Genomic DNA, 17494 nt, shown 5'->3' with positions numbered 1-17494 from the left:
TGGCGGAAGGCCTTGTAGTTAGCGACTCTCGTAAAATTTCTGGAAGACGGCCAGCGTTTCATCACTGACGTGATGCTCCAGGCCTTCTGAATCACGGCGCGCGGTTTCCGGGCTAACACCCAGCGCCAACAGGAAGGTTTCTACAATATGGTGGCGCACGCGGCTCGCTTCAGCCAGCTTCTCGCCTTCGGCGGTCAGAAACACCCCGCGATAGGGTACTTGCTCAACCAGTCCGGTGGTACCAAGGCGCTTCAACATCTTCGCTACGGTGGGCTGCGAAACCCCGAGACGCGCAGCCATATCTACCTGACGCGCCTCGCCAAATTCGCGAATTAAGTCAGAGATTAACTCAACGTAGTCGTCAATCAGCTCACGACGATGCGCTTCGCGCACCTGGCGAAATCCTTCAACATGCTCCTCAATCTCTTTCAGCGGCCCCTGGGGCGTGTTGGTGGCGATTTTTGCACGACGACTCATTCAACTTCCTCTTTATTTTCTGCCGCACTTTACCTGCGGTGCGGGCTGGCTGCGCTCATTGTAAACCAGGCACAAATAAGCACAAATTTTTCCTAAATAGTGTTGGCTAAAGAGTATAGCCAGTGCTATCTTTGTTGATAATGTAAGCGAATAGCGTATAAAGGCTACAAGAAGATGTCGTAATTCACTCGGGAGGTGAACATGACTACCATGAAAAACTGCCTCGACTGTGGCAAATGCTTCCAGGCTGAACAGAGCAAACCGGCTTTCGAGCTGAAATCGCTGCTGTGCCTGTTCACGCGCTCGCCGTTTGCGCTGCGTTTGATGCTAATTGAAAAGCTATCCGGTAAAGCGCTGGTTGAACGTCCGTGCCCTAACCTGATCTGGCGCGGCTAAATCCCACTCCTCCAGAATTTAACAAAGCCCGCTCATGTAGCGGGCTTTGTGTTTTAAACCGCCACACAGGGATTGATGACAGAGTGGCGCGCATAAAAAAACGGCCCCGAAGGACCGTTTATTGTGCAACTGGTCTAAGCAAGAACTTAGAAGCTGTAACCTACGCCAGCAATCCAGGTGCCAACGTCGACGTTGCGGATGCGGCTCTGCTCGTAACCCACGTCCAGTGCAACGTTTTCGATTGGGTTAAACTGCATACCTGCACCGTAAGAGAAACCGTAGTCGCTGGTATCAGCTTTCTGGCGCTCTGGAGCGGTAGACTGGAATTTACCGTAGCCAACACCTACAACACCGTAGATGCTTGCCCAGTCGTTCAGACGGTAAGCTGGACCACCGGTCACGCCGTAGTATTGGCCTTTGTTATAAACGCCAGCGTCAGTACGATCTTTCTCGGTGTAAGTGAAAGAGCCGATCCAACCCAGTGGGTTAGTACCGTCTTCGTAACGATATTTCAGGTTGAAGCCGTTTGCTTTGTTAGCAACGCCTTGATAATCGCTCTGAGCGTAACCACCGGTAACGGTGCTTTGTGCCATGGCAGAACCTGCAGAAACTGCAAGTACACAAGCCAATGCTGAAAGACATGCAATTTTTTTCATAACCACCTCAAATGTGAATATACTTCTCTCCTGACAACGCTATAAATATAACAAAAAACAGCTAGAAACTCTGCCCGCAATTTGTTGTCTAACAGATTGTTTGGTGTAACAGAAAGTTAATGAAGTTTCCTATGTCATTCATTTTACTTATAAAAACCATCATTTTTCTGCAACAAAATTTCCGATCACAAAAAATGCGTTTAAGTATATTCCTAAAAAAACCTGACGTTTCTTTACGGAAATGGCCCTGAAAACGGGCAAATTCTGAACTACTAACGCTTTTTATTTCCCCGCTTCGTGTCTCCTTATTTGCTGAAGATTCCTTTACACTGGGTACTTGTTACTTCGCTGTTAAAACCTAAAGGAATGGATTACAGGATGTCTGCGCCTCCAACGACCAAAAATATGGCCCCAGTGTTGTTCCCTATCGCCGTACTTCTTATTGCAATGCTTTCACTGCAGGGCGGCGCTTCATTAGCGAAATCCCTCTTTTCTACCGTCGGCGCGCCGGGCATCACCGCACTGCGCCTGGGACTTGGCACCGTTATTCTCTGCATTATCTTTAAGCCGTGGCGTTTACGCTTCACGCGTGCGCAACGCAAGCCGCTGCTGATGTATGGCTTAGCGCTCGGCTGCATGAACTACCTCTTCTATTTGGCGATTCGCACCGTGCCGCTTGGCGTCGCGGTGGGTTTAGAATTTCTTGGCCCATTAACGCTGGCATTAATCGGTGCGCGTCGGCCGCTTGATTTCATTTGGGTGCTGCTGGCGGTGATCGGTTTATGGTTTCTGCTGCCAATCGGCGCAGGAATGAGCCACATCGATCCGCTCGGCGCCTTGCTGGCGGTCGGTGCCGGCGCTTGTTGGGCGGTCTATATTCTTGCGGGTCAGCGCGCGGGTGCCGAACATGGTCCGGCAACGGTCGCGATGGGATCGCTGATTGCATCAGTGATTTTCGTTCCCCTCGGCCTGACCTTTGCCGCTCCGGGGATCTGGCACTGGGAAGTACTGCCTTTGGCACTGCTGATCGCCCTGCTCTCGAGCGCGATTCCTTATTCTCTTGAAATGATGGCGCTGACGCGTCTACCAGCGCGCATTTTCGGAACCTTGATGAGTCTGGAACCGGCGATGGCTGCGCTGTCGGGCATGCTGTTCCTTGGCGAGTTGTTAACGCTCCAGCAGTGGATTGCGTTGCTGGCGATCATTATCGCCTCTGCGGGTTCAACGCTGACCATGAAACAAAAAAGCGCGAAAATAAGCGAAGTGGATATTAATAATCCGCAATAAATAATCCTCTATTTAGCCTGCTTCAGGCAGGTTAAATATAGACGCATTCTCATTATCATTTTTTGGCCGATAATAAGAATTTTCTGTTATTATTTTGCAACAGGATTAATAAATAATTAACATCGCAATTAAATCATTGTTTTATATAACGTAAAATAAAAACCGCACAATCCATGAGCAACATTAAGGTTTATCTATTCCTGTCATCGTTTTAATCAACTCTGCAGAGTCTAAAACTGCTGCTATACTAATTTCCGTGCTTGATTAGGACAACCATCAATAAGAGGACATTAATGATGAGTACCGCAAAACTGGTTAAAACTAAATCGTCTGATCTGATTTACACCCGTAATGACGTCGCTGACAGCGATAAAAAAGCGACCATCGAGGTGCTCAACCGTCTGGTAGTGGAGTTTATTGACCTGTCGCTGATCACCAAGCAGGCGCACTGGAATATGCGCGGCGCTAACTTTATTGGCGTACATGAGATGCTTGATGGCTTCCGTACGGCGATTACCGATCACCAGGACACTATTGCTGAACGCGTGGTTCAGCTGGGCGGCGTGGCGCTGGGTACCACCCAGATCGTCAACGACAAAACACCACTTAAAAGCTATCCGCTAAATATTCATAGCGTGCAGGATCATCTGAAAGCGCTGGCCGATCGTTATGCGATTGTAGCGAATGACACGCGTAAAGCGATCACTGAAGTCAGCGATGAAGATACCGCTGATATCTTCACCGCGGCATCGCGTGATTTGGATAAATTCCTGTGGTTCATCGAATCAAATATTGAATAAATTTCAATCTCACAATAAAGGCGGGTCATCCCGCCTTTTTTTACGTCTGTAACATTGTGGTGCTTTTTTTGACGTCGTTAACAATTCCTTAAACCCTTCTTTCGCTCGCCCCGCCCATGGTGCACACTGTGCCTGCACCACAACAGCACCTTGCACCAAAATAAGGCACCAATAAGGTGCAACCCTTTTCTGCAGCGCAAAATCGTGTCAGCAAGTGCTTAAAACGACTGATTTCGTGAAAAATGAAAAGTTGGCATAATTTTTTCATATGATAAGCCGTACATCGGGCCATCAGGCCTGAAGGGTAATAAGGAAAAAAATGATGAAGTCATTGATTAAAGTCTCCGTGGCCGCGCTGGCGCTGGCCTTCTCCCTTTCTTCCACCGCAGCAGACAAAAAACTGATTGTCGCCACCGACACCGCATTCGTTCCCTTCGAGTTCAAACAAGGCGATAAATACGTCGGTTTTGATATCGATTTGTGGGACGCGGTCGCCAAAGAATTGAAACTGGATTACACCTTCAAGCCGATGGATTTCAGCGGCATCATCCCTGCGTTGCAAACCAAAAATATTGACCTGGCGCTGGCCGGCATCACCATCACCGAAGAGCGTAAGAAAGCCATCGAGTTCTCAGACGGCTACTACAAAAGCGGTTTGCTGGTAATGGTGCGCGAAAATGAAAAAGACATTAAAGGCATCGACGATCTGAACGGTAAAGTTGTGGCAGTGAAAAGCGGCACCGGTTCGGTTGATTACGCGAAAGCGCACATCAAATCGAAAGATCTGCGTCAGTTCCCGAATATCGACAACGCTTACATGGAGTTAGGCACCCAACGTGCTGACGCCGTGCTGCACGATACGCCAAACATCCTGTACTTCATCAATACCGCCGGTAAAGGCCGCTTCAAAGCGGTTGGCGAATCCATTGAAGCACAACAATATGGCATCGCCTTCCCGAAAGGCAGCGATGACCTGCGCGAAAAAGTGAACGGCGCACTGAAAACCCTGCGCGACAACGGCACTTACAACACCATCTATAAAAAATGGTTCGGTACTGAACCAAAATAATTGCGGCCTAAGCCGATTTTTCCAGCGGGGAGCATAAAACTCCCTGCTTTTTACATTTCCACGCAACAGATTTTGGAGTCACACCATGGAGTTTGACTGGAGCGTCATTTGGCCTGCCCTGCCGATTTTAATCGAAGGTGCCAAAATGACCCTGCTGATCTCGGTCCTCGGCCTGGTCGGCGGTTTAATTATCGGTTTAGTCGCCGGTTTTGCGCGCGCTTACGGCGGCTGGATCACCAATAACATCGCACTGGTATTCATCGAACTGATTCGCGGCACGCCAATCGTAGTCCAGGTGATGTTTATCTACTTCGCCCTGCCGATGGCGTTCCCCGACCTGCGTATCGATCCGTTCAGCGCGGCGGTGGTCACCATTATGATTAACTCCGGCGCCTATATTGCAGAGATCACTCGCGGTGCGGTGCTGTCGATTAATAAAGGCTTCCGTGAAGCGGGTCTGGCGCTGGGTTTGTCGCGCCGCGAAACCCTGCGTTACGTGATTATGCCACTGGCACTGCGCCGTATGCTGCCACCGCTGGGTAACCAGTGGATTGTAAGCATCAAAGATACTTCGCTGTTTATCGTGATTGGCGTGGCCGAACTGACGCGTCAGGGCCAGGAGATCATCGCCGGTAACTTCCGCGCGCTCGAAATCTGGAGCGCCGTTGCCATTATCTATTTGGTTATTACGCTGGTGTTGAGCTTTGTGCTGCGCCGTATTGAGAAAAGGATGAAAATTCTGTGATTGAATTTAACAACGTCTCGAAGAATTTCGGCCAGACTCAGGTGCTGCACGACATCAACCTGAAGATCAATCAAGGCGAAGTGGTGGTGATTATCGGGCCATCGGGTTCCGGTAAATCCACGCTGCTGCGCTGCATCAACAAGCTGGAAGAGATCACCACCGGCGACCTGATTGTCGATGGCATGAAGGTTAATGACCCAAAAGTTGATGAGCGCTTAATTCGTCAGGAAGCGGGCATGGTGTTCCAGCAGTTCCATCTGTTCCCACAGATGAGCGCGCTGGATAACGTGGCCTTTGGCCCGATTCGCGTGCGCGGTGCGAAGAAAGAGGAAGCGCACAAGCTGGCGCGTGAGCTGCTGGGTAAAGTGGGCCTCGCCGAGCGTGCGCACCACTTCCCGTCTGAGCTTTCCGGTGGTCAGCAGCAGCGTGTGGCCATTGCGCGTGCGCTGGCGGTGAAGCCGAAAATGATGCTGTTTGATGAACCGACCTCAGCGCTGGATCCCGAGCTGCGTCACGAAGTACTGAAAGTGATGCAGGATCTGGCTGAGGAAGGTATGACCATGGTCATCGTGACGCACGAAGTGGGCTTTGCACAAAAAGTCGCTTCACGTCTGATCTTCATCGACAAAGGCACCATTGCCGAAGATGGTAATCCAGACGAGCTGATCACCAACCCGCCGAGCGATCGTCTGCGCGAGTTCCTGCAGCACGTATCCTGATAGCCAGGTCGCCATGGTTGGCGACCGATTCTGTAAGGTCGTCATTGATGACGACCTTCTTCCTCACCAGCCCACACACAAATCAATTTTCCTTTCAGAATCTGTACCTTCCATCACTGACTATACTTCCCTCTTGTGCCGTTCAAGGAGAAAGCGATGTTGTCTGCCAGCCCACCCGGTCGTGCCACCCTGTGGTTACTCTTCAGTTTGCTCACCCTGTTTCTCATGCCTTCGGCGCAGGCGGTTAATCTGCCTCAGGCCGCCGTGGCAGCACAGCAGTCACAAACGCCAGCCAGCAGCAGCGTGGAAGGTGAACCCAGCGTAGAAGAGAAAAAAGCCGCCTACGCCGCGCTGGCCAATATTCTGGATAACAACGCTTCACGTCAGGAATTGATCGATCAGTTACGCCAGGCCGCTAACAGCAAATCCACCAGCGAACAGCCGGTGCTCGCCCCACCGCAGGCGGATCAGGAAGATCCTACGGTGCTGGAGAGCGTCACCAACGTCACGCGTCAATATGGCGGCGCGGTGGCCTCACAGTTTGTGAAGTTACATGACAACATCACCAACGCGCCGCACAAAGCCTTCAACCAGCAAACCTTTCTCAATGCGCTGAAATACTTTGCCGGCCTCGCTGCCGCGGTGTTTGCCTTTTACTGGCTGACGCGCCGCATGATGTGGCCGGTGTGGCGGCGCATGGGACGCTGGGGACGCCAGCAAAACCTTGAGCGCACCAAGTGGCTGCATCTGCCCGCCACTATCTTCATGGCGTTTATTCTTGATATTTTGCTGCTGGCGCTGACGCTGTTTGTCGGCCAGATCATCAGCGACAACTATCACAACGGCAACCGCACCATCGCCTATCAGCAAGGGCTATTCCTCAACGCCTTTGCGCTGATTGAATTCTTTAAAGCGGTACTGCGCCTGATATTCTGCCCGCGTTTCCCCGCGCTGCGCTTCTTCCACTTACCGGATGCGCGCGCCAGCTACTGGAACACACGTTTAAGCTGGCTGAGCGGCATTATTGGCTACGGCTTATTAGTGGTGGTACCCATTGTTTCCAATCAGGTCAATATTCAGGTGGCTGCGCTGGTTAATATGCTGATCATGGGGATCATGACCGGGTGGGCGCTGTGGCTGATTTTCCGCAACAAAAACAACATTCATCACGAACTGTCGCGCCTCGCCGATCGCAGCATGAGTTTCTTTGCGCTGTTCATCCGCGCCTTCGGTATGGTGTGGCACTGGCTGGCCAGCGCCTACTTTATCGCGCTGTTCCTGTTCTCGATCTTCAATCCCGGCGACAGCCTAAAGTTTATGATGTCCGCCACGGTGCGCAGCCTGGCCATCGTCGTCATCGCCGCGCTGATTTCCGGCATGCTCACGCGCTGGATCGGCAAGACCGTTACGCTCTCACCGGATATGCGCCGCAACTATCCCGAGCTGCAAAAGCGCGTCAATGATTGGATAAAAGCGCTGCTAAAACTGGCGCGCGTAGTCACGGTATTCGCCACGCTGCTGTTGCTGCTTAACGCATGGAATCTGTTTGATCTTTGGCATTGGCTGACCCTCGGTGCCGGACAGAAAATGGTGGATGTGCTGATTCGCATCGTGATGATTGTGCTGCTATCGGCGGTAGGCTGGACGCTGCTGGCCAGTTTGATCGAAAGCCGTCTGGCGTCAGATTCGCACGGTCGTCCGATGCCCAGCGCACGCACCCGCACGCTGCTGACGCTGTTCCGTAATGCGCTGGCGGTGGTGATTAGCACCATCACCATTATGATTTTGCTGTCTGAAGTCGGGGTCAACATTGCGCCGCTGCTGGCCGGTGCCGGTGCACTCGGCCTGGCGGTGTCATTCGGTTCACAAACGTTGGTGAAAGATATCATTACTGGCATCTTTATCCAGTTTGAGAACGGCATGAACACCGGCGATCTGGTGACGATTGGCCCGATCACTGGCACAGTGGAGCGCATGTCCATTCGCTCGGTGGGCGTACGCCAGGATACCGGCGCCTATCACATTATTCCGTGGTCATCGATCACCACTTTCGCCAACTTTGTGCGCGGTATCGGCTCGTTCGTCGCCAACTATGATGTGGATCGCAGTGAAGATACCGAACGCGTTAACGCGACGCTGCAAGGTGCGGTGCAGGAATTGCTGGAGAATCCGGACATTCGCGGCATGGTGATTGGCGAGCCGAGCTTTGCGGGACTGGTGGGCTTAACCAATCAATCCTTTACCGTGCGCGTCTCCTTCACCACCCAGCCGCTGAAACAGTGGACGGTGCGCTTTGCGCTGGACGACAAGGTGAAGAAGCACTTTGATGCGGCCGGCATTAAAGCACCGCATCAAACGGTGGAAGTGATGCAAACCGGCAGCGATATCACGTCCGCTGCCAGTTTACCGGCGCTACCGCCGGCGCAATAAATTCAGCGTTTCAGCCGCTTAGCGCGTGTCGCTGGCGGCTGGAATGTCCAGGCGATAAAGCGGCTCTGCTTCTGCCCCTGCGCCATTTCGATGATGCGCACTTCATAAGCGTCCAGATCGCGCAACTGGTCACGCAGCGCCGGCAAGTTCTCTTTGCGTGACACCAGCGAGGTGAACCACACAATGTTGTCTGAGTGCGCCACGCTTTCATCAATCATCTGACCGACGAACTTGCGCTCGCCGCCATCGCACCACAGTTCGCTGTGATGACCACCAAAATTGAGCGGCGCGTTTTTGCCTAAGCCCAGATTACGCGTTTTGCGCTGGCCAACAGTGGCCGCTTCTTGCGCGGAGGAGTGGAACGGCGGGTTACACAACACCGCATGATAGCGTTCGTTCTTGTGCACCACGCCGGCAAAAATGGCAGCGGCATCCTTTTGACGACGCAAACGCACGCCGCGCTGCAAGCCCGGATTGCTCGCTACAATCTGCCCTGCGGCAGTTATCGCTTCGGCGGTGATATCGGTGCCGGTGAAGCGCCAGCCATATTCGGCGTTGCCAATCAGCGGATAGATGCAGTTCGCGCCGCAGCCGATATCCATCACATCTAAATCGCGCGGGATCACGCCACCGTTGTCGCTCGCCAGCAGATCGGCCAGCGCGTGCACGTAATCAGCACGGCCCGGAACCGGCGGCGTCAGGTAGCCTGCCGGCAACTGCCAGTTAAGGTTGTAGAACAGTTTCAACAGGGCCTGATTCAGCAGCATAACCGCTTCAGGATCGGCGAAATCCACTGACAACTCACCGTAGCCGTTGGGACGCACTTTCACCGCCAGCGGCGGATGGGCTGCGGTCAGAGCAGCAAAATCATAACGGCCCTGATGGCGGTTACGCGGATGGAAAGGTGACGTGGCGGCTGGCTTGTTCATAGTTTCTCCGGAAAATAGCGCGGGCGTAAGATACCCCGCTGCGCGCGTAAAAGAAATTATCAGCCGCCGTTTTTTGCCATTATTTCTGTGCGCGAGCCAGCCATTGCTGCATCTGCGCCAGGGCATAAGTGCGTGAACTCACCACCTGATGAGGAATGCCGAACATTTTGCGCATCTTACGCAGTTCCGCACAGCGCGACGCCTCACTCTCAATACTCAGCATTCCTTTGCAGCGTTGACTCAGCAGTTGGCGATGGCGAATCAGCCAGTCACCCCGTTGCCGCCGATCGGCCTCGGTCTCTTCAACGCGCATGTGATCGTAGACCACCACAAACGGCGCCTCTTGCTGCAGCAGCGCCAGCATCTCCGCTTCCCATTGGCTGGCGTAACCCGGCAGCACGGCCTGCTGGTTAAGGCACACCAGCGGAAAAGCCTGAATATCATAAACGGTAAAATCCTGGGGATTTAACGACATACAACCTCCTGATTGATTAAAGCCAGTGCGCCAGCAACGCTGTCAGACGTCCGCGGGCGCGTGTGTTACCCGCCACCGCAATGCTGCAGCTCATGCCAGCCGTGAGTAATTTATCCTGCGGTAGCGCCTCGAGTTCGATGCGCACTGGAATGCGCTGCGCCAGGCGAATCCAGCTAAAGGTGGCTTCTACGCCGGGCAAACCCTGTTCATCCACCTGCTGATTGGTGTCGCTGATGCCATGGCCAAAGCTGGCAACGCGGCCGCTAAGCGTTTGGCTGTCGCCCATCAGATGAATATCAACGCGATCGCCAATATGCATGGCGTGTAGTTTGGTTTCTTCGAAGTAGCCGGTAACCCAGAAGCTGTGCGCATCCACCAGCGCCACATCCGGTGTGCCTGCTACCGCATAATCTCCCGCCTGTAAGCGCAGATGGGTTACGTAGCCATCCACCGGTGCGCGCACCGTGGCACGTTGTAGATTGAGCTGCGCGAGAGCCAGCGCTGCGCTCGCCTGCTGCTGTTGCGCCTCCGCCACCAGCAATGCCTCGCGCGCACGTTGTACCTCCTCAGCGGCCATCAGCGCCGCCATTTGCCGCCGCCGCTGCGCCTCATCGCGCTTTTGCTGCAGCGTGGCGTTGGCCTCCCGCAGCTGAGCTTCAGCCTGTGCCACCGCAAGCTGGAAGCGCAGTGGATCAATCACAAACAGCGTGGTACCGCGCGCCACAAACTGGTTATCCGCCACCGGCACCGTCTGCACCGTGCCGGAAACCTCCGGGGCAATGCGAATCACCTGCGCACTGATGCGACCATCGCGTGTCCAGGGCGCCAGCACGTAGGCCCGCCACAGAGCGATTGCCAGCCAGATTGCGACGGCCACCACCAGCAGCGTCATGACCATCCTAAGGGACGACTTCCATGAGAAAACTGAATCAGACATAGAGAATTAACACCGCCAGTAAGAGAAAAGACAAAGCGAATTCGAACAGCGCCGGATGCCAAACCCAACGCAGCACACCACAGCGCACCAGCAGCGCACGTGCAGCAAGGAATAGCGGGAAAGTGGCACAGAGATAGATAAAGAAAGGCGGCAGATAGATGCCGGCAATCGGCACCTCACTTAACATGCGCATCCCCTCCCTGCTGCGGCGAGAAGTAGTCAGCATGCTGCTGCAATAGCTGCGCGAGGGCGCTAAAACCGGCCGCTAAAGTCGCATCACCGCGCAGCAAACGTGCCGTGCGTTGAGCGTGCTTTGCCGCCTGGAGCGGGTTACCCGCGCGACGTGCAATACGCTGTTGTGCCGTGACAATTTGCGATCGCCACGGCGAATCGATTGCCAACGCGCGTAAACGCAGCACTTCACGCCCCAGCTGCAGGCTGGCTAAGCCCTGCTGCAGCGCAAGATCCTGTGCTTGCGGTTGGGTGCGCAGCAGCGCCCCCAGTTGCGCCAGCCGATGCTGCTGCTGTTGCTGCCAGCGCAGCGGTTTCGCCGCTTTTCCCGCCAGCAACGCCAGACTGTTGAGCCGAATCCGCGCCCGCAGTCTCTGCACATGACGCGCCGGGTTACGTGGCATCAACTGAAACGCCAGCAGCGTTAACGCCGTGCCGGTCAGCCACGCCAGCGACCAGTTAAGAAACTGCGTAACGTCATACACCATGGGATTACTGGCCGCCGTTAAGGTGTTAAACCCCACCAGATACGCCAACCCGCTCAGAATATGTTGCGGATAGCTGGTGACATAAATACCCGGCAACCAAAACAGGCTCAGCACCAGCAGCAACAGCGGTAAACCATTAATCAACGGCAGGACCAGAAAGGCGCAGATCAGCGCCATCGGCAGCGCATACAGCGTGCCACGCAAAAACTGTTGTGCACCGGCGGCAGGCTGAGGAGATGCGGAGAGCAAGGCGCAATAAGGCGCAATGATCAGCAGCATAATATCGCCCGCAGGCCAGCCGCTACCCAACCACAGCAGCGATGCCGCCAGTAGCGTTAAGGTGGCACGTAATCCATTGCGCCGTGCACCGCTCCAGTCACGATGAAAACTCGGCGCGACCAGGCGCGGTGATGAAGAAGTGTAGGGCAGATAGCTAAGCACCTGCACCACGCGTTGCATGGCGTCAATGTGCGTCTGAGGCTGCGTTTTATCAGCGCACGCGTCTAGCAGCAGATGCCGCGCCGTAGGCAATCCCGCCCGGCCCTGCGCCAGCGCATCGGCGACACGTTGCCAGATCGCCGCTGGCTGGCTGACGCCGCTCGCCACCATCTCACCCAGCGCATCCATGGCCTGCTGGATGGCGCGGCTATGCTGCGCAAGCGTGACGGACTCCTGGCGGGCTGCTGCCAGCAAATCGTCAACGCTGTAGATTTCGCTCATCAGTCGATGCTGGGCCGCGGGCGGGCCTTGCATAGCCAGTAGCGTGGCGGTTTGCTGCGTTAAACGCAGCAGCAGCGCGTCCAGTTTGCTGCTTAGGGTGCGGCGACTAAACAGTGCCGTCACCAGCCCAAGTGACATCACACCAATCGCCACCGTCGAGGCGCGGCCCACCGCGTGTGCAAAAGCCAGGTCGGGATGCTGCATCGCCCCAAGGGTTGCCAGGCCAATGGTGTAACCCGCTACCGCCGCGCCCGAGGCGCGAAAGTGGCGCAGCACGCTCATCGCCATCACGCACACGCCGAGCCACAAGCTCTCTGCCAGCATAAATAGCCACGGAAGCTGGGCAAACGCGGCCATCAATGCCAGCGCCACCACCATGCCAACCAGCGTGCCGATCAGGCGCCATTTACCTTTGCCCAGCACCGCGCCCTGTACCGGATTGAGCACCAGCAGCACGGTGGTCGCCGCCGAATAGGGCATGTCCAGTTCCAGCGCGTAAGCCACTACCAGCGCCAGGTTGGCGGCGATTAACGAACGCAGAATATAGGTCGCGCGCGGCGTGGTTAAATCGCACTGCAACACGAACCGGTGGGCAAATGAGAGAGTGCGGGACTGCATGGAGAATCCTCAACCGTGAAAGTTGGGCTCACTGTAGGGAAAGGAATCCATGCGTAAAAGTGACGATTGTTAAATTGATGAGTGCGTCAAACGCACGGATTAAGCAATATTCAGCCGTCGTTGCTGCATAACTGGCGGATGGTCTGACGCAACCAGCGGTGTGCCGCATCCTGCTGGAAGCGCGGATGCCAGGCCTGCGTTAACAGCACTGTCTCGAGCGGCACCGGCAGCTCAAAGCTGCGCACGCGCATGCCAGCACTCACCGCGCTGCGCGCCAGATGCTCCGGCAGTGGTAATAACAGGTCAGAATCCTGCAGGGCGAAGATCGCGCTATAGGGTGTGGCCACAATCAGCGATATCTGACGCTGCAATCCCTGCTGCTCCAGTGCGCTATCAATCGGTCCCGTGGCTTTGCCGCGACGTGAAATGCTGATATGTCCCCAGCGCGTCAGCTGCTCGGGAGAGATATCCCCAGCAAAAATCGGATGGTCGTGGCGCGCCAGCCCAACAAACCGGGTGGTAAACAGCGGCTGCACGCGAATTTCAGGACCAAGCTGGCGCGCCGCGCTGATAAACAGATCGACGCGGCCGTTGCGCAGTAGCTCCACGTCCACATCATCCTCTTCCGGCGCAAAGTGCAGCAGCGCGCGAGGCATCTCCTGCGCCATGACTTCCAGCAAACGCCCGGAATAGAAGCCGGTGAAAGTATCATTGGCGCGCACATTGAAGCGGCGATCTAGCCCCACCAGCGGCACATTTTCGCCCTGCGTGAGCACCTGCGTGGCCTGTTCAACCGCTGCACGCACCTGCTCACGCAGCGCCAGCGCGCGTGGCGTGGGCACCAGCTTGCGTCCCGCCTGGACAAAAACCGGATCGCCCAGGGTGTCGCGAATCCGCCCGAGCGTGCGGCTCATCGCCGGTGCGCTGAGGTTCATGCGCCGGGCAGCCGCCGCCACGCTGCCCTCTTCCAGCAAAATATCCAGCGCAATTAATAAGTTTAAATCGGGGTGTTTCATTGCCACTCCCTGCAACCAGCCAAAAGGCCATATTAGCCGTATTACGGATACGTAAACAACGGGGAGCAATGCGTGCGTTGTACGCAATTACTGGCTATTGCGCTCTAAGCTAACCGGCTAAGATAAAGCTTTGATCATCACCGGGAGCAGAAATGACACGTCAACGTTACTCTTATCAGCCACGCGCTGGACACGGTTTGCCGCACGATCCGCTGAATGCCATCGTCGGTCCACGCCCGATTGGCTGGGTCAGCTCACAGAGCGCCAGCGGCACGCGCAATCTGGCGCCGTACAGCTTCTTTAACTGCTTCAATTATCATCCGCCGATTATTGGTTTTGCCAGCAGCGGCTGGAAAGACAGTGTGCAAAATATCTCGGAGACCAAAGAGTTTGTCTGGAACCTGGCAACGCGTCCGCTGGCCGAAGCGATGAATGAGAGCTCCGCGTCAGTGCCGTCCGATCAGGATGAGTTTGCGCTGGCGGGATTAACGCCATTGGCAGCGTCACACGTCAATGTCAGCATGGTGGCAGAAAGCCCGGTGAATTTTGAGTGTAAGTTGACGCAGCTAATTCAACTGCAGGATGCACAAGGCCATCCGATTGATAGCTGGCTGGTGCTGGGTGAAGCCGTCGCCATCCATATTGATGAGGCGTTGCTGGAGAATGGCATCTACCAAACCGCCAAAGCGCAACCGATCCTGCGTGCCGGTGGTCCGTCGGCCTATTACGGCATCAGCGAGGAGCTGCGCTTTGATTGGGGGCGCCCGGATGCCCGCCGATCCTCGTAAGCCCGGTCGCCATAAATGGCGACCCTACGATGGGCTCATGCGGTTTGTAGGGTCGCCATTCATGGCGTAATGCCAATCAGTTAAGCGCTGAGCAATTTTCGTTCGCCATCGGCTGGGGCAGTTTCAGCTATGCCGTGCGGCGACCGAGAAGAGGGCGTCTGGCCACGCCCTCTTCACTCCCGGGCCCTGCGCCAGCCCATCCCGCCGCTACGCGGTGCCTTCGCTCCTTCACGATTCCTGACGGACCGGCGGCGATTCGCTCCTGCTCAGCGCCGCCTCTCGCCGCATCCCTGCGGCTCGCCCTGGAATCACTCACTCGCTCAGCGGGCTGGGATGTCGCCTCAACACCCGCGCTGCAGCATCAATGCATACTCCTGAATCATCATCGCTGTAACGCCTGTAGGGTCGCCATTCATGGCGACCGCTTTTAAAACCCCGCGCTACACCCGCTTTTCAACACTTCAACCGCGCGCGCAATCTCCGGGGCCAGCCAGCGATCTTCCTGCCAGTTGGCCACCACGGTGCGTAGGCGACGTAATGCCTGCGCCGTGCCTTGCGCCAGCTGATCTTCGCCGTGGAAATCCAGCGCCTGCGCCGCCAGCAGATACTCAATTGCCAGAATCTGCCACACATTGCCCAGCAGCTTCAGCAGCTTGAGCGCCGCACCGGTGCCAAGGCTGAGATGATCTTCCTGCAAACCCGAGGTGACATAGTTATCCAGCACCGCCGGTTGCGCCAGCTGGCGATTCTCTGCGCACAGCGACGCCGCCACATACTGCGCAATCATCATGCCGGAGTTAACGCCCGGCTGTGCCACCAGAAACGCCGGTAAGCCGCTCACCAGGGGATTGACCAGGCGATCGAGGCGTCGCTCGGCGATGCTGCCCACTTCCGCCATCGCAATCGCCAGCAGATCCGCCGCCATCGCCACCGATTCACCGTGCGGATTAGCCTGCGACACCACGCGCCAGCTATCCGCCGTACCGAGCACCAGCGGATTATCGGTACAGGCATTGAGTTCAATGGTGATCTGGCGCGCCGCGTGATCGAACTGATCGCGGCTGGCCCCGTGCACCTGCGGCATCGAACGCAGGCTGAGTGCATCCTGGGTGCGAATACCAACGCTGGCCGCCAGCAGCGGACTATCGCTCAGCAGTTGACGCAAGCGCTGACCGCTGCGCTGCATGCCCGGGCTGGCTTTCAGCGCGATCACTTCGGCGTCAAAGGCCACCAGCTGTCCACGCAGCGCCTCAAAACTCATCGCACCAGTGACATCCGCCCAATCGAGCAAACGCGCGGCATCATCCAGCGCCAGGCAGGACAAGCCCGTCATGCACGGCGTACCGTTCACCAGGCTCAAACCCTCTTTGGCGCCGGGACGATAGGGTTGCAAACCCACCAGCGTTAACGCCTGCGCAGCGGGCATCATCTGGTTTTGATACTCAACCTCGCCAACCCCTATCAGCGCCAGGCCGATATGCGCCATATGGCTGAGATAGCCCACCGATCCCTGCGCGGGCACCTGCGGCGTAATCTGCTGATTAAGCAGCGCCAGCAGATGCTGCACCAGCGCCACCGACACGCCGGATTTTCCGTGGCTGTAATTAGCAATGGCCGCACACAGAATGGCGCGCGCCTGTTCACGCGTCAGCACTTGACCCACGCCGCAGGCATGGCTCAGCAGCGTATTACGCGATAGCTGGCTAAGCTGCTCCTCCGGCAGCGTGATATTACACAGCGCGCCCAAGCCGGTATTGATGCCATAGGCAATCTGGCCGCTGGCCACAATCTCATCGACAATCGCGCGACCTTGCGCAATGCGCTGCCAGGCGCTAACGCTCAGGCTTAGCTCCGCATTGTGGCGTGCCACCTGCACCAGTTCCTGCCATGTTAGCGGGCTATCGCCCCACACCACGGTCATGCTGGCTGCTCCACACCGTGGTGGCTGGAGATAAATTGCTTAAAGCGCGGCGATCCCTGCTCGCCAAACATCTCTTCCGGCGCACCCTGACAATCAATAGTGCCCTGATGCATAAACACCACGCGATTGGAGACGTTGCGCGCAAAGCCCATTTCGTGCGTCACCACCAGCATGGTGCGCCCCTCCTCTGCCAGGCTGCGCATCACTTTCAGCACTTCGCCCACCAGTTCCGGATCGAGCGCCGAGGTCGGTTCGTCGAACAGCATGACTTCGGGATCCATTGCCAGCGCGCGGGCAATCGCTACGCGCTGCTGCTGGCCGCCCGACAGCTGCGCCGGATAGAAATCTTTGCGATTCAGCAATCCCACGCGATCGAGCAGCTGCTCCGCCTGCGCGATGCAGCTTTTTTTGTCGCGTTTCAATACGTAGTGCGGGCCTTCGATGACGTTTTGCAGCACCGTCATGTGTGACCACAGATTAAAGCTCTGGAACACCATGCCCAGCCGTGAACGCAGGCGCTCAATCTGTTTTGGGTTGGCCGCCAGCTGATGACCGCGCGCGTGGCGCTTCATCTCAATGGTTTCACCGCCCACGCTCACCACGCCGGCATCCGGCGTTTCCAGCAGGTTGATGCAGCGCAGCAAGGTGCTTTTGCCCGAGCCGCTGGCACCGAGAATCGAGATGACATCGCCTTGATGTGCCTGCAGCGAAATGCCTTTCAGAACTTCCATCGCGCCAAAAGATTTATGGATATCGGTGGCGGATAAGGTAACGGGTGATGTGTGATGCATA

Annotated in this window: 18 protein-coding genes; 8 read left to right on the top strand and 10 right to left on the bottom strand. The window is 56.0% G+C overall.

Going from position 1 to position 17494, the window contains the following annotated elements; translation table 11 throughout:
* Nucleotides 1-18 precede the first annotated feature (18 nt).
* On the bottom strand, nt 19-477 hold the full coding sequence (gene mntR / locus AC790_RS04075) for a manganese-binding transcriptional regulator MntR (protein ID WP_007887735.1): 459 nt from the start codon (nt 475-477) through the stop codon (nt 19-21).
* Nucleotides 478-678: 201 nt separating this feature from the next.
* Between mntR and AC790_RS04070 the strand changes: the two genes are divergently transcribed.
* Complete coding sequence (locus tag AC790_RS04070) at nt 679-873, top strand: hypothetical protein (protein ID WP_049850979.1); 195 nt, start codon at nt 679-681, stop codon at nt 871-873.
* Between the two features lie 146 nt (nt 874-1019).
* Here AC790_RS04070 and ompX read toward each other — a convergent pair whose 3' ends face one another.
* A complete protein-coding gene (gene ompX, locus AC790_RS04065; RefSeq protein ID WP_007887740.1) occupies nt 1020-1529 on the bottom strand; it encodes an outer membrane protein OmpX in 510 nt (169 codons plus the stop codon).
* A 378-nt stretch (nt 1530-1907) separates the two neighbouring features.
* Between ompX and rhtA the strand changes: the two genes are divergently transcribed.
* From rhtA to ybiO, 6 genes are all read left to right on the top strand, one after another.
* The gene (gene rhtA, locus AC790_RS04060) at nt 1908-2816 is read left to right on the top strand and encodes a threonine/homoserine exporter RhtA (RefSeq protein WP_049850978.1); all 909 of its coding nucleotides are present in this window, start codon (nt 1908-1910) and stop codon (nt 2814-2816) included.
* A 296-nt stretch (nt 2817-3112) separates the two neighbouring features.
* Nucleotides 3113-3616, top strand: a complete 504-nt coding sequence (dps, locus tag AC790_RS04055) for a DNA starvation/stationary phase protection protein Dps (protein WP_036620516.1) — start codon at nt 3113-3115, stop codon at nt 3614-3616.
* Nucleotides 3617-3938: 322 nt separating this feature from the next.
* The gene (gene glnH, locus AC790_RS04050; RefSeq protein ID WP_007887743.1) at nt 3939-4685 is read left to right on the top strand and encodes a glutamine ABC transporter substrate-binding protein GlnH; all 747 of its coding nucleotides are present in this window, start codon (nt 3939-3941) and stop codon (nt 4683-4685) included.
* Between the two features lie 85 nt (nt 4686-4770).
* Entirely contained in the window at nt 4771-5430 is a 660-nt protein-coding gene (gene glnP, locus AC790_RS04045; RefSeq protein WP_007887744.1) for a glutamine ABC transporter permease GlnP, read from the top strand.
* Entirely contained in the window at nt 5427-6149 is a 723-nt protein-coding gene (gene glnQ, locus AC790_RS04040) for a glutamine ABC transporter ATP-binding protein GlnQ (protein ID WP_007887746.1), read from the top strand. Before glnP ends, glnQ begins: the two co-directional genes overlap by 4 nt.
* A 156-nt stretch (nt 6150-6305) precedes the next feature.
* Nucleotides 6306-8579: a mechanosensitive channel protein gene (gene ybiO / locus AC790_RS04035; RefSeq protein ID WP_049850977.1), complete on the top strand. Its 2274-nt coding sequence runs from the start codon at nt 6306-6308 to the stop codon at nt 8577-8579.
* Between the two features lie 2 nt (nt 8580-8581).
* Here the strand turns inward: ybiO and rlmF are convergent, their stop codons facing one another.
* The 6 genes from rlmF to AC790_RS04005 all read right to left on the bottom strand — a co-directional run bounded on the left by rlmF (nt 8582) and on the right by AC790_RS04005 (nt 13993).
* Nucleotides 8582-9508 carry a 23S rRNA (adenine(1618)-N(6))-methyltransferase RlmF gene (rlmF, locus tag AC790_RS04030; RefSeq protein ID WP_049850976.1) on the bottom strand — a complete coding sequence of 309 codons (927 nt, stop codon included), beginning with the start codon at nt 9506-9508 and terminating at the stop codon, nt 8582-8584.
* 79 nt (nt 9509-9587) lie between these two features.
* A complete protein-coding gene (locus tag AC790_RS04025) occupies nt 9588-9983 on the bottom strand; it encodes a hypothetical protein (RefSeq protein ID WP_007887749.1) in 396 nt (131 codons plus the stop codon).
* A 16-nt stretch (nt 9984-9999) separates the two neighbouring features.
* Nucleotides 10000-10875 (bottom strand): HlyD family secretion protein, encoded by an 876-nt coding sequence (locus AC790_RS04020; RefSeq protein WP_049851214.1) that lies wholly within the window; start codon nt 10873-10875, stop codon nt 10000-10002.
* A 37-nt stretch (nt 10876-10912) separates the two neighbouring features.
* Nucleotides 10913-11107, bottom strand: coding sequence for a DUF1656 domain-containing protein (locus AC790_RS04015; RefSeq protein ID WP_049851213.1), 195 nt, complete (start codon nt 11105-11107; stop codon nt 10913-10915).
* Complete coding sequence (locus tag AC790_RS04010; RefSeq protein ID WP_049850975.1) at nt 11097-12977, bottom strand: FUSC family protein; 1881 nt, start codon at nt 12975-12977, stop codon at nt 11097-11099. The genes AC790_RS04015 and AC790_RS04010 overlap by 11 nt, the downstream gene beginning before the upstream one ends.
* Before the next feature lie 110 nt (nt 12978-13087).
* Nucleotides 13088-13993: a LysR family transcriptional regulator gene (locus AC790_RS04005; protein WP_049850974.1), complete on the bottom strand. Its 906-nt coding sequence runs from the start codon at nt 13991-13993 to the stop codon at nt 13088-13090.
* Nucleotides 13994-14145: 152 nt separating this feature from the next.
* On the opposite strand from AC790_RS04005, the gene AC790_RS04000 reads away from it, so the two are divergent.
* Nucleotides 14146-14781 (top strand): flavin reductase family protein, encoded by a 636-nt coding sequence (locus AC790_RS04000; RefSeq protein ID WP_049850973.1) that lies wholly within the window; start codon nt 14146-14148, stop codon nt 14779-14781.
* A gap of 427 nt (nt 14782-15208) precedes the next feature.
* Here AC790_RS04000 and hutH read toward each other — a convergent pair whose 3' ends face one another.
* Nucleotides 15209-16702 carry a histidine ammonia-lyase gene (gene hutH / locus AC790_RS03995; RefSeq protein WP_049850972.1) on the bottom strand — a complete coding sequence of 498 codons (1494 nt, stop codon included), beginning with the start codon at nt 16700-16702 and terminating at the stop codon, nt 15209-15211.
* The gene (locus tag AC790_RS03990) at nt 16699-17493 is read right to left on the bottom strand and encodes an ABC transporter ATP-binding protein (protein ID WP_049850971.1); all 795 of its coding nucleotides are present in this window, start codon (nt 17491-17493) and stop codon (nt 16699-16701) included. The genes hutH and AC790_RS03990 overlap by 4 nt, the downstream gene beginning before the upstream one ends.
* Nucleotide 17494 lies beyond the last annotated feature (1 nt).

The sequence above is a fragment of the Pantoea sp. RIT-PI-b genome (genome assembly GCF_001187905.1).
Classification (GTDB): Bacteria; Pseudomonadota; Gammaproteobacteria; order Enterobacterales; family Enterobacteriaceae; genus Pantoea; species Pantoea nemavictus.
The sequence above is the reverse complement of the archived record's forward strand: the minus strand, read 5'-3'. Positions and strand labels throughout refer to the sequence as shown.

What these genes read in the sequence shown, in the direction of transcription:
- AC790_RS04005 (WP_049850974.1), bottom strand. Translation starts at nt 13,993, where the DNA reads ATGAAACACCCCGATTTAAACTTATTAATTGCGCTGGATATTTTGCTG.
- AC790_RS03990 (WP_049850971.1), bottom strand. Translation starts at nt 17,493, where the DNA reads ATGCATCACACATCACCCGTTACCTTATCCGCCACCGATATCCATAAA.
- AC790_RS04070 (WP_049850979.1), top strand. Translation starts at nt 679, where the DNA reads ATGACTACCATGAAAAACTGCCTCGACTGTGGCAAATGCTTCCAGGCT.
- AC790_RS04000 (WP_049850973.1), top strand. Translation starts at nt 14,146, where the DNA reads ATGACACGTCAACGTTACTCTTATCAGCCACGCGCTGGACACGGTTTG.
- glnH (WP_007887743.1), top strand. Translation starts at nt 3,939, where the DNA reads ATGAAGTCATTGATTAAAGTCTCCGTGGCCGCGCTGGCGCTGGCCTTC.
- glnP (WP_007887744.1), top strand. Translation starts at nt 4,771, where the DNA reads ATGGAGTTTGACTGGAGCGTCATTTGGCCTGCCCTGCCGATTTTAATC.
- mntR (WP_007887735.1), bottom strand. Translation starts at nt 477, where the DNA reads ATGAGTCGTCGTGCAAAAATCGCCACCAACACGCCCCAGGGGCCGCTG.
- AC790_RS04025 (WP_007887749.1), bottom strand. Translation starts at nt 9,983, where the DNA reads ATGTCGTTAAATCCCCAGGATTTTACCGTTTATGATATTCAGGCTTTT.
- AC790_RS04015 (WP_049851213.1), bottom strand. Translation starts at nt 11,107, where the DNA reads ATGTTAAGTGAGGTGCCGATTGCCGGCATCTATCTGCCGCCTTTCTTT.
- dps (WP_036620516.1), top strand. Translation starts at nt 3,113, where the DNA reads ATGAGTACCGCAAAACTGGTTAAAACTAAATCGTCTGATCTGATTTAC.
- AC790_RS04020 (WP_049851214.1), bottom strand. Translation starts at nt 10,875, where the DNA reads ATGACGCTGCTGGTGGTGGCCGTCGCAATCTGGCTGGCAATCGCTCTG.
- ompX (WP_007887740.1), bottom strand. Translation starts at nt 1,529, where the DNA reads ATGAAAAAAATTGCATGTCTTTCAGCATTGGCTTGTGTACTTGCAGTT.
- hutH (WP_049850972.1), bottom strand. Translation starts at nt 16,702, where the DNA reads ATGACCGTGGTGTGGGGCGATAGCCCGCTAACATGGCAGGAACTGGTG.
- AC790_RS04010 (WP_049850975.1), bottom strand. Translation starts at nt 12,977, where the DNA reads ATGCAGTCCCGCACTCTCTCATTTGCCCACCGGTTCGTGTTGCAGTGC.
- rhtA (WP_049850978.1), top strand. Translation starts at nt 1,908, where the DNA reads ATGTCTGCGCCTCCAACGACCAAAAATATGGCCCCAGTGTTGTTCCCT.
- ybiO (WP_049850977.1), top strand. Translation starts at nt 6,306, where the DNA reads ATGTTGTCTGCCAGCCCACCCGGTCGTGCCACCCTGTGGTTACTCTTC.
- rlmF (WP_049850976.1), bottom strand. Translation starts at nt 9,508, where the DNA reads ATGAACAAGCCAGCCGCCACGTCACCTTTCCATCCGCGTAACCGCCAT.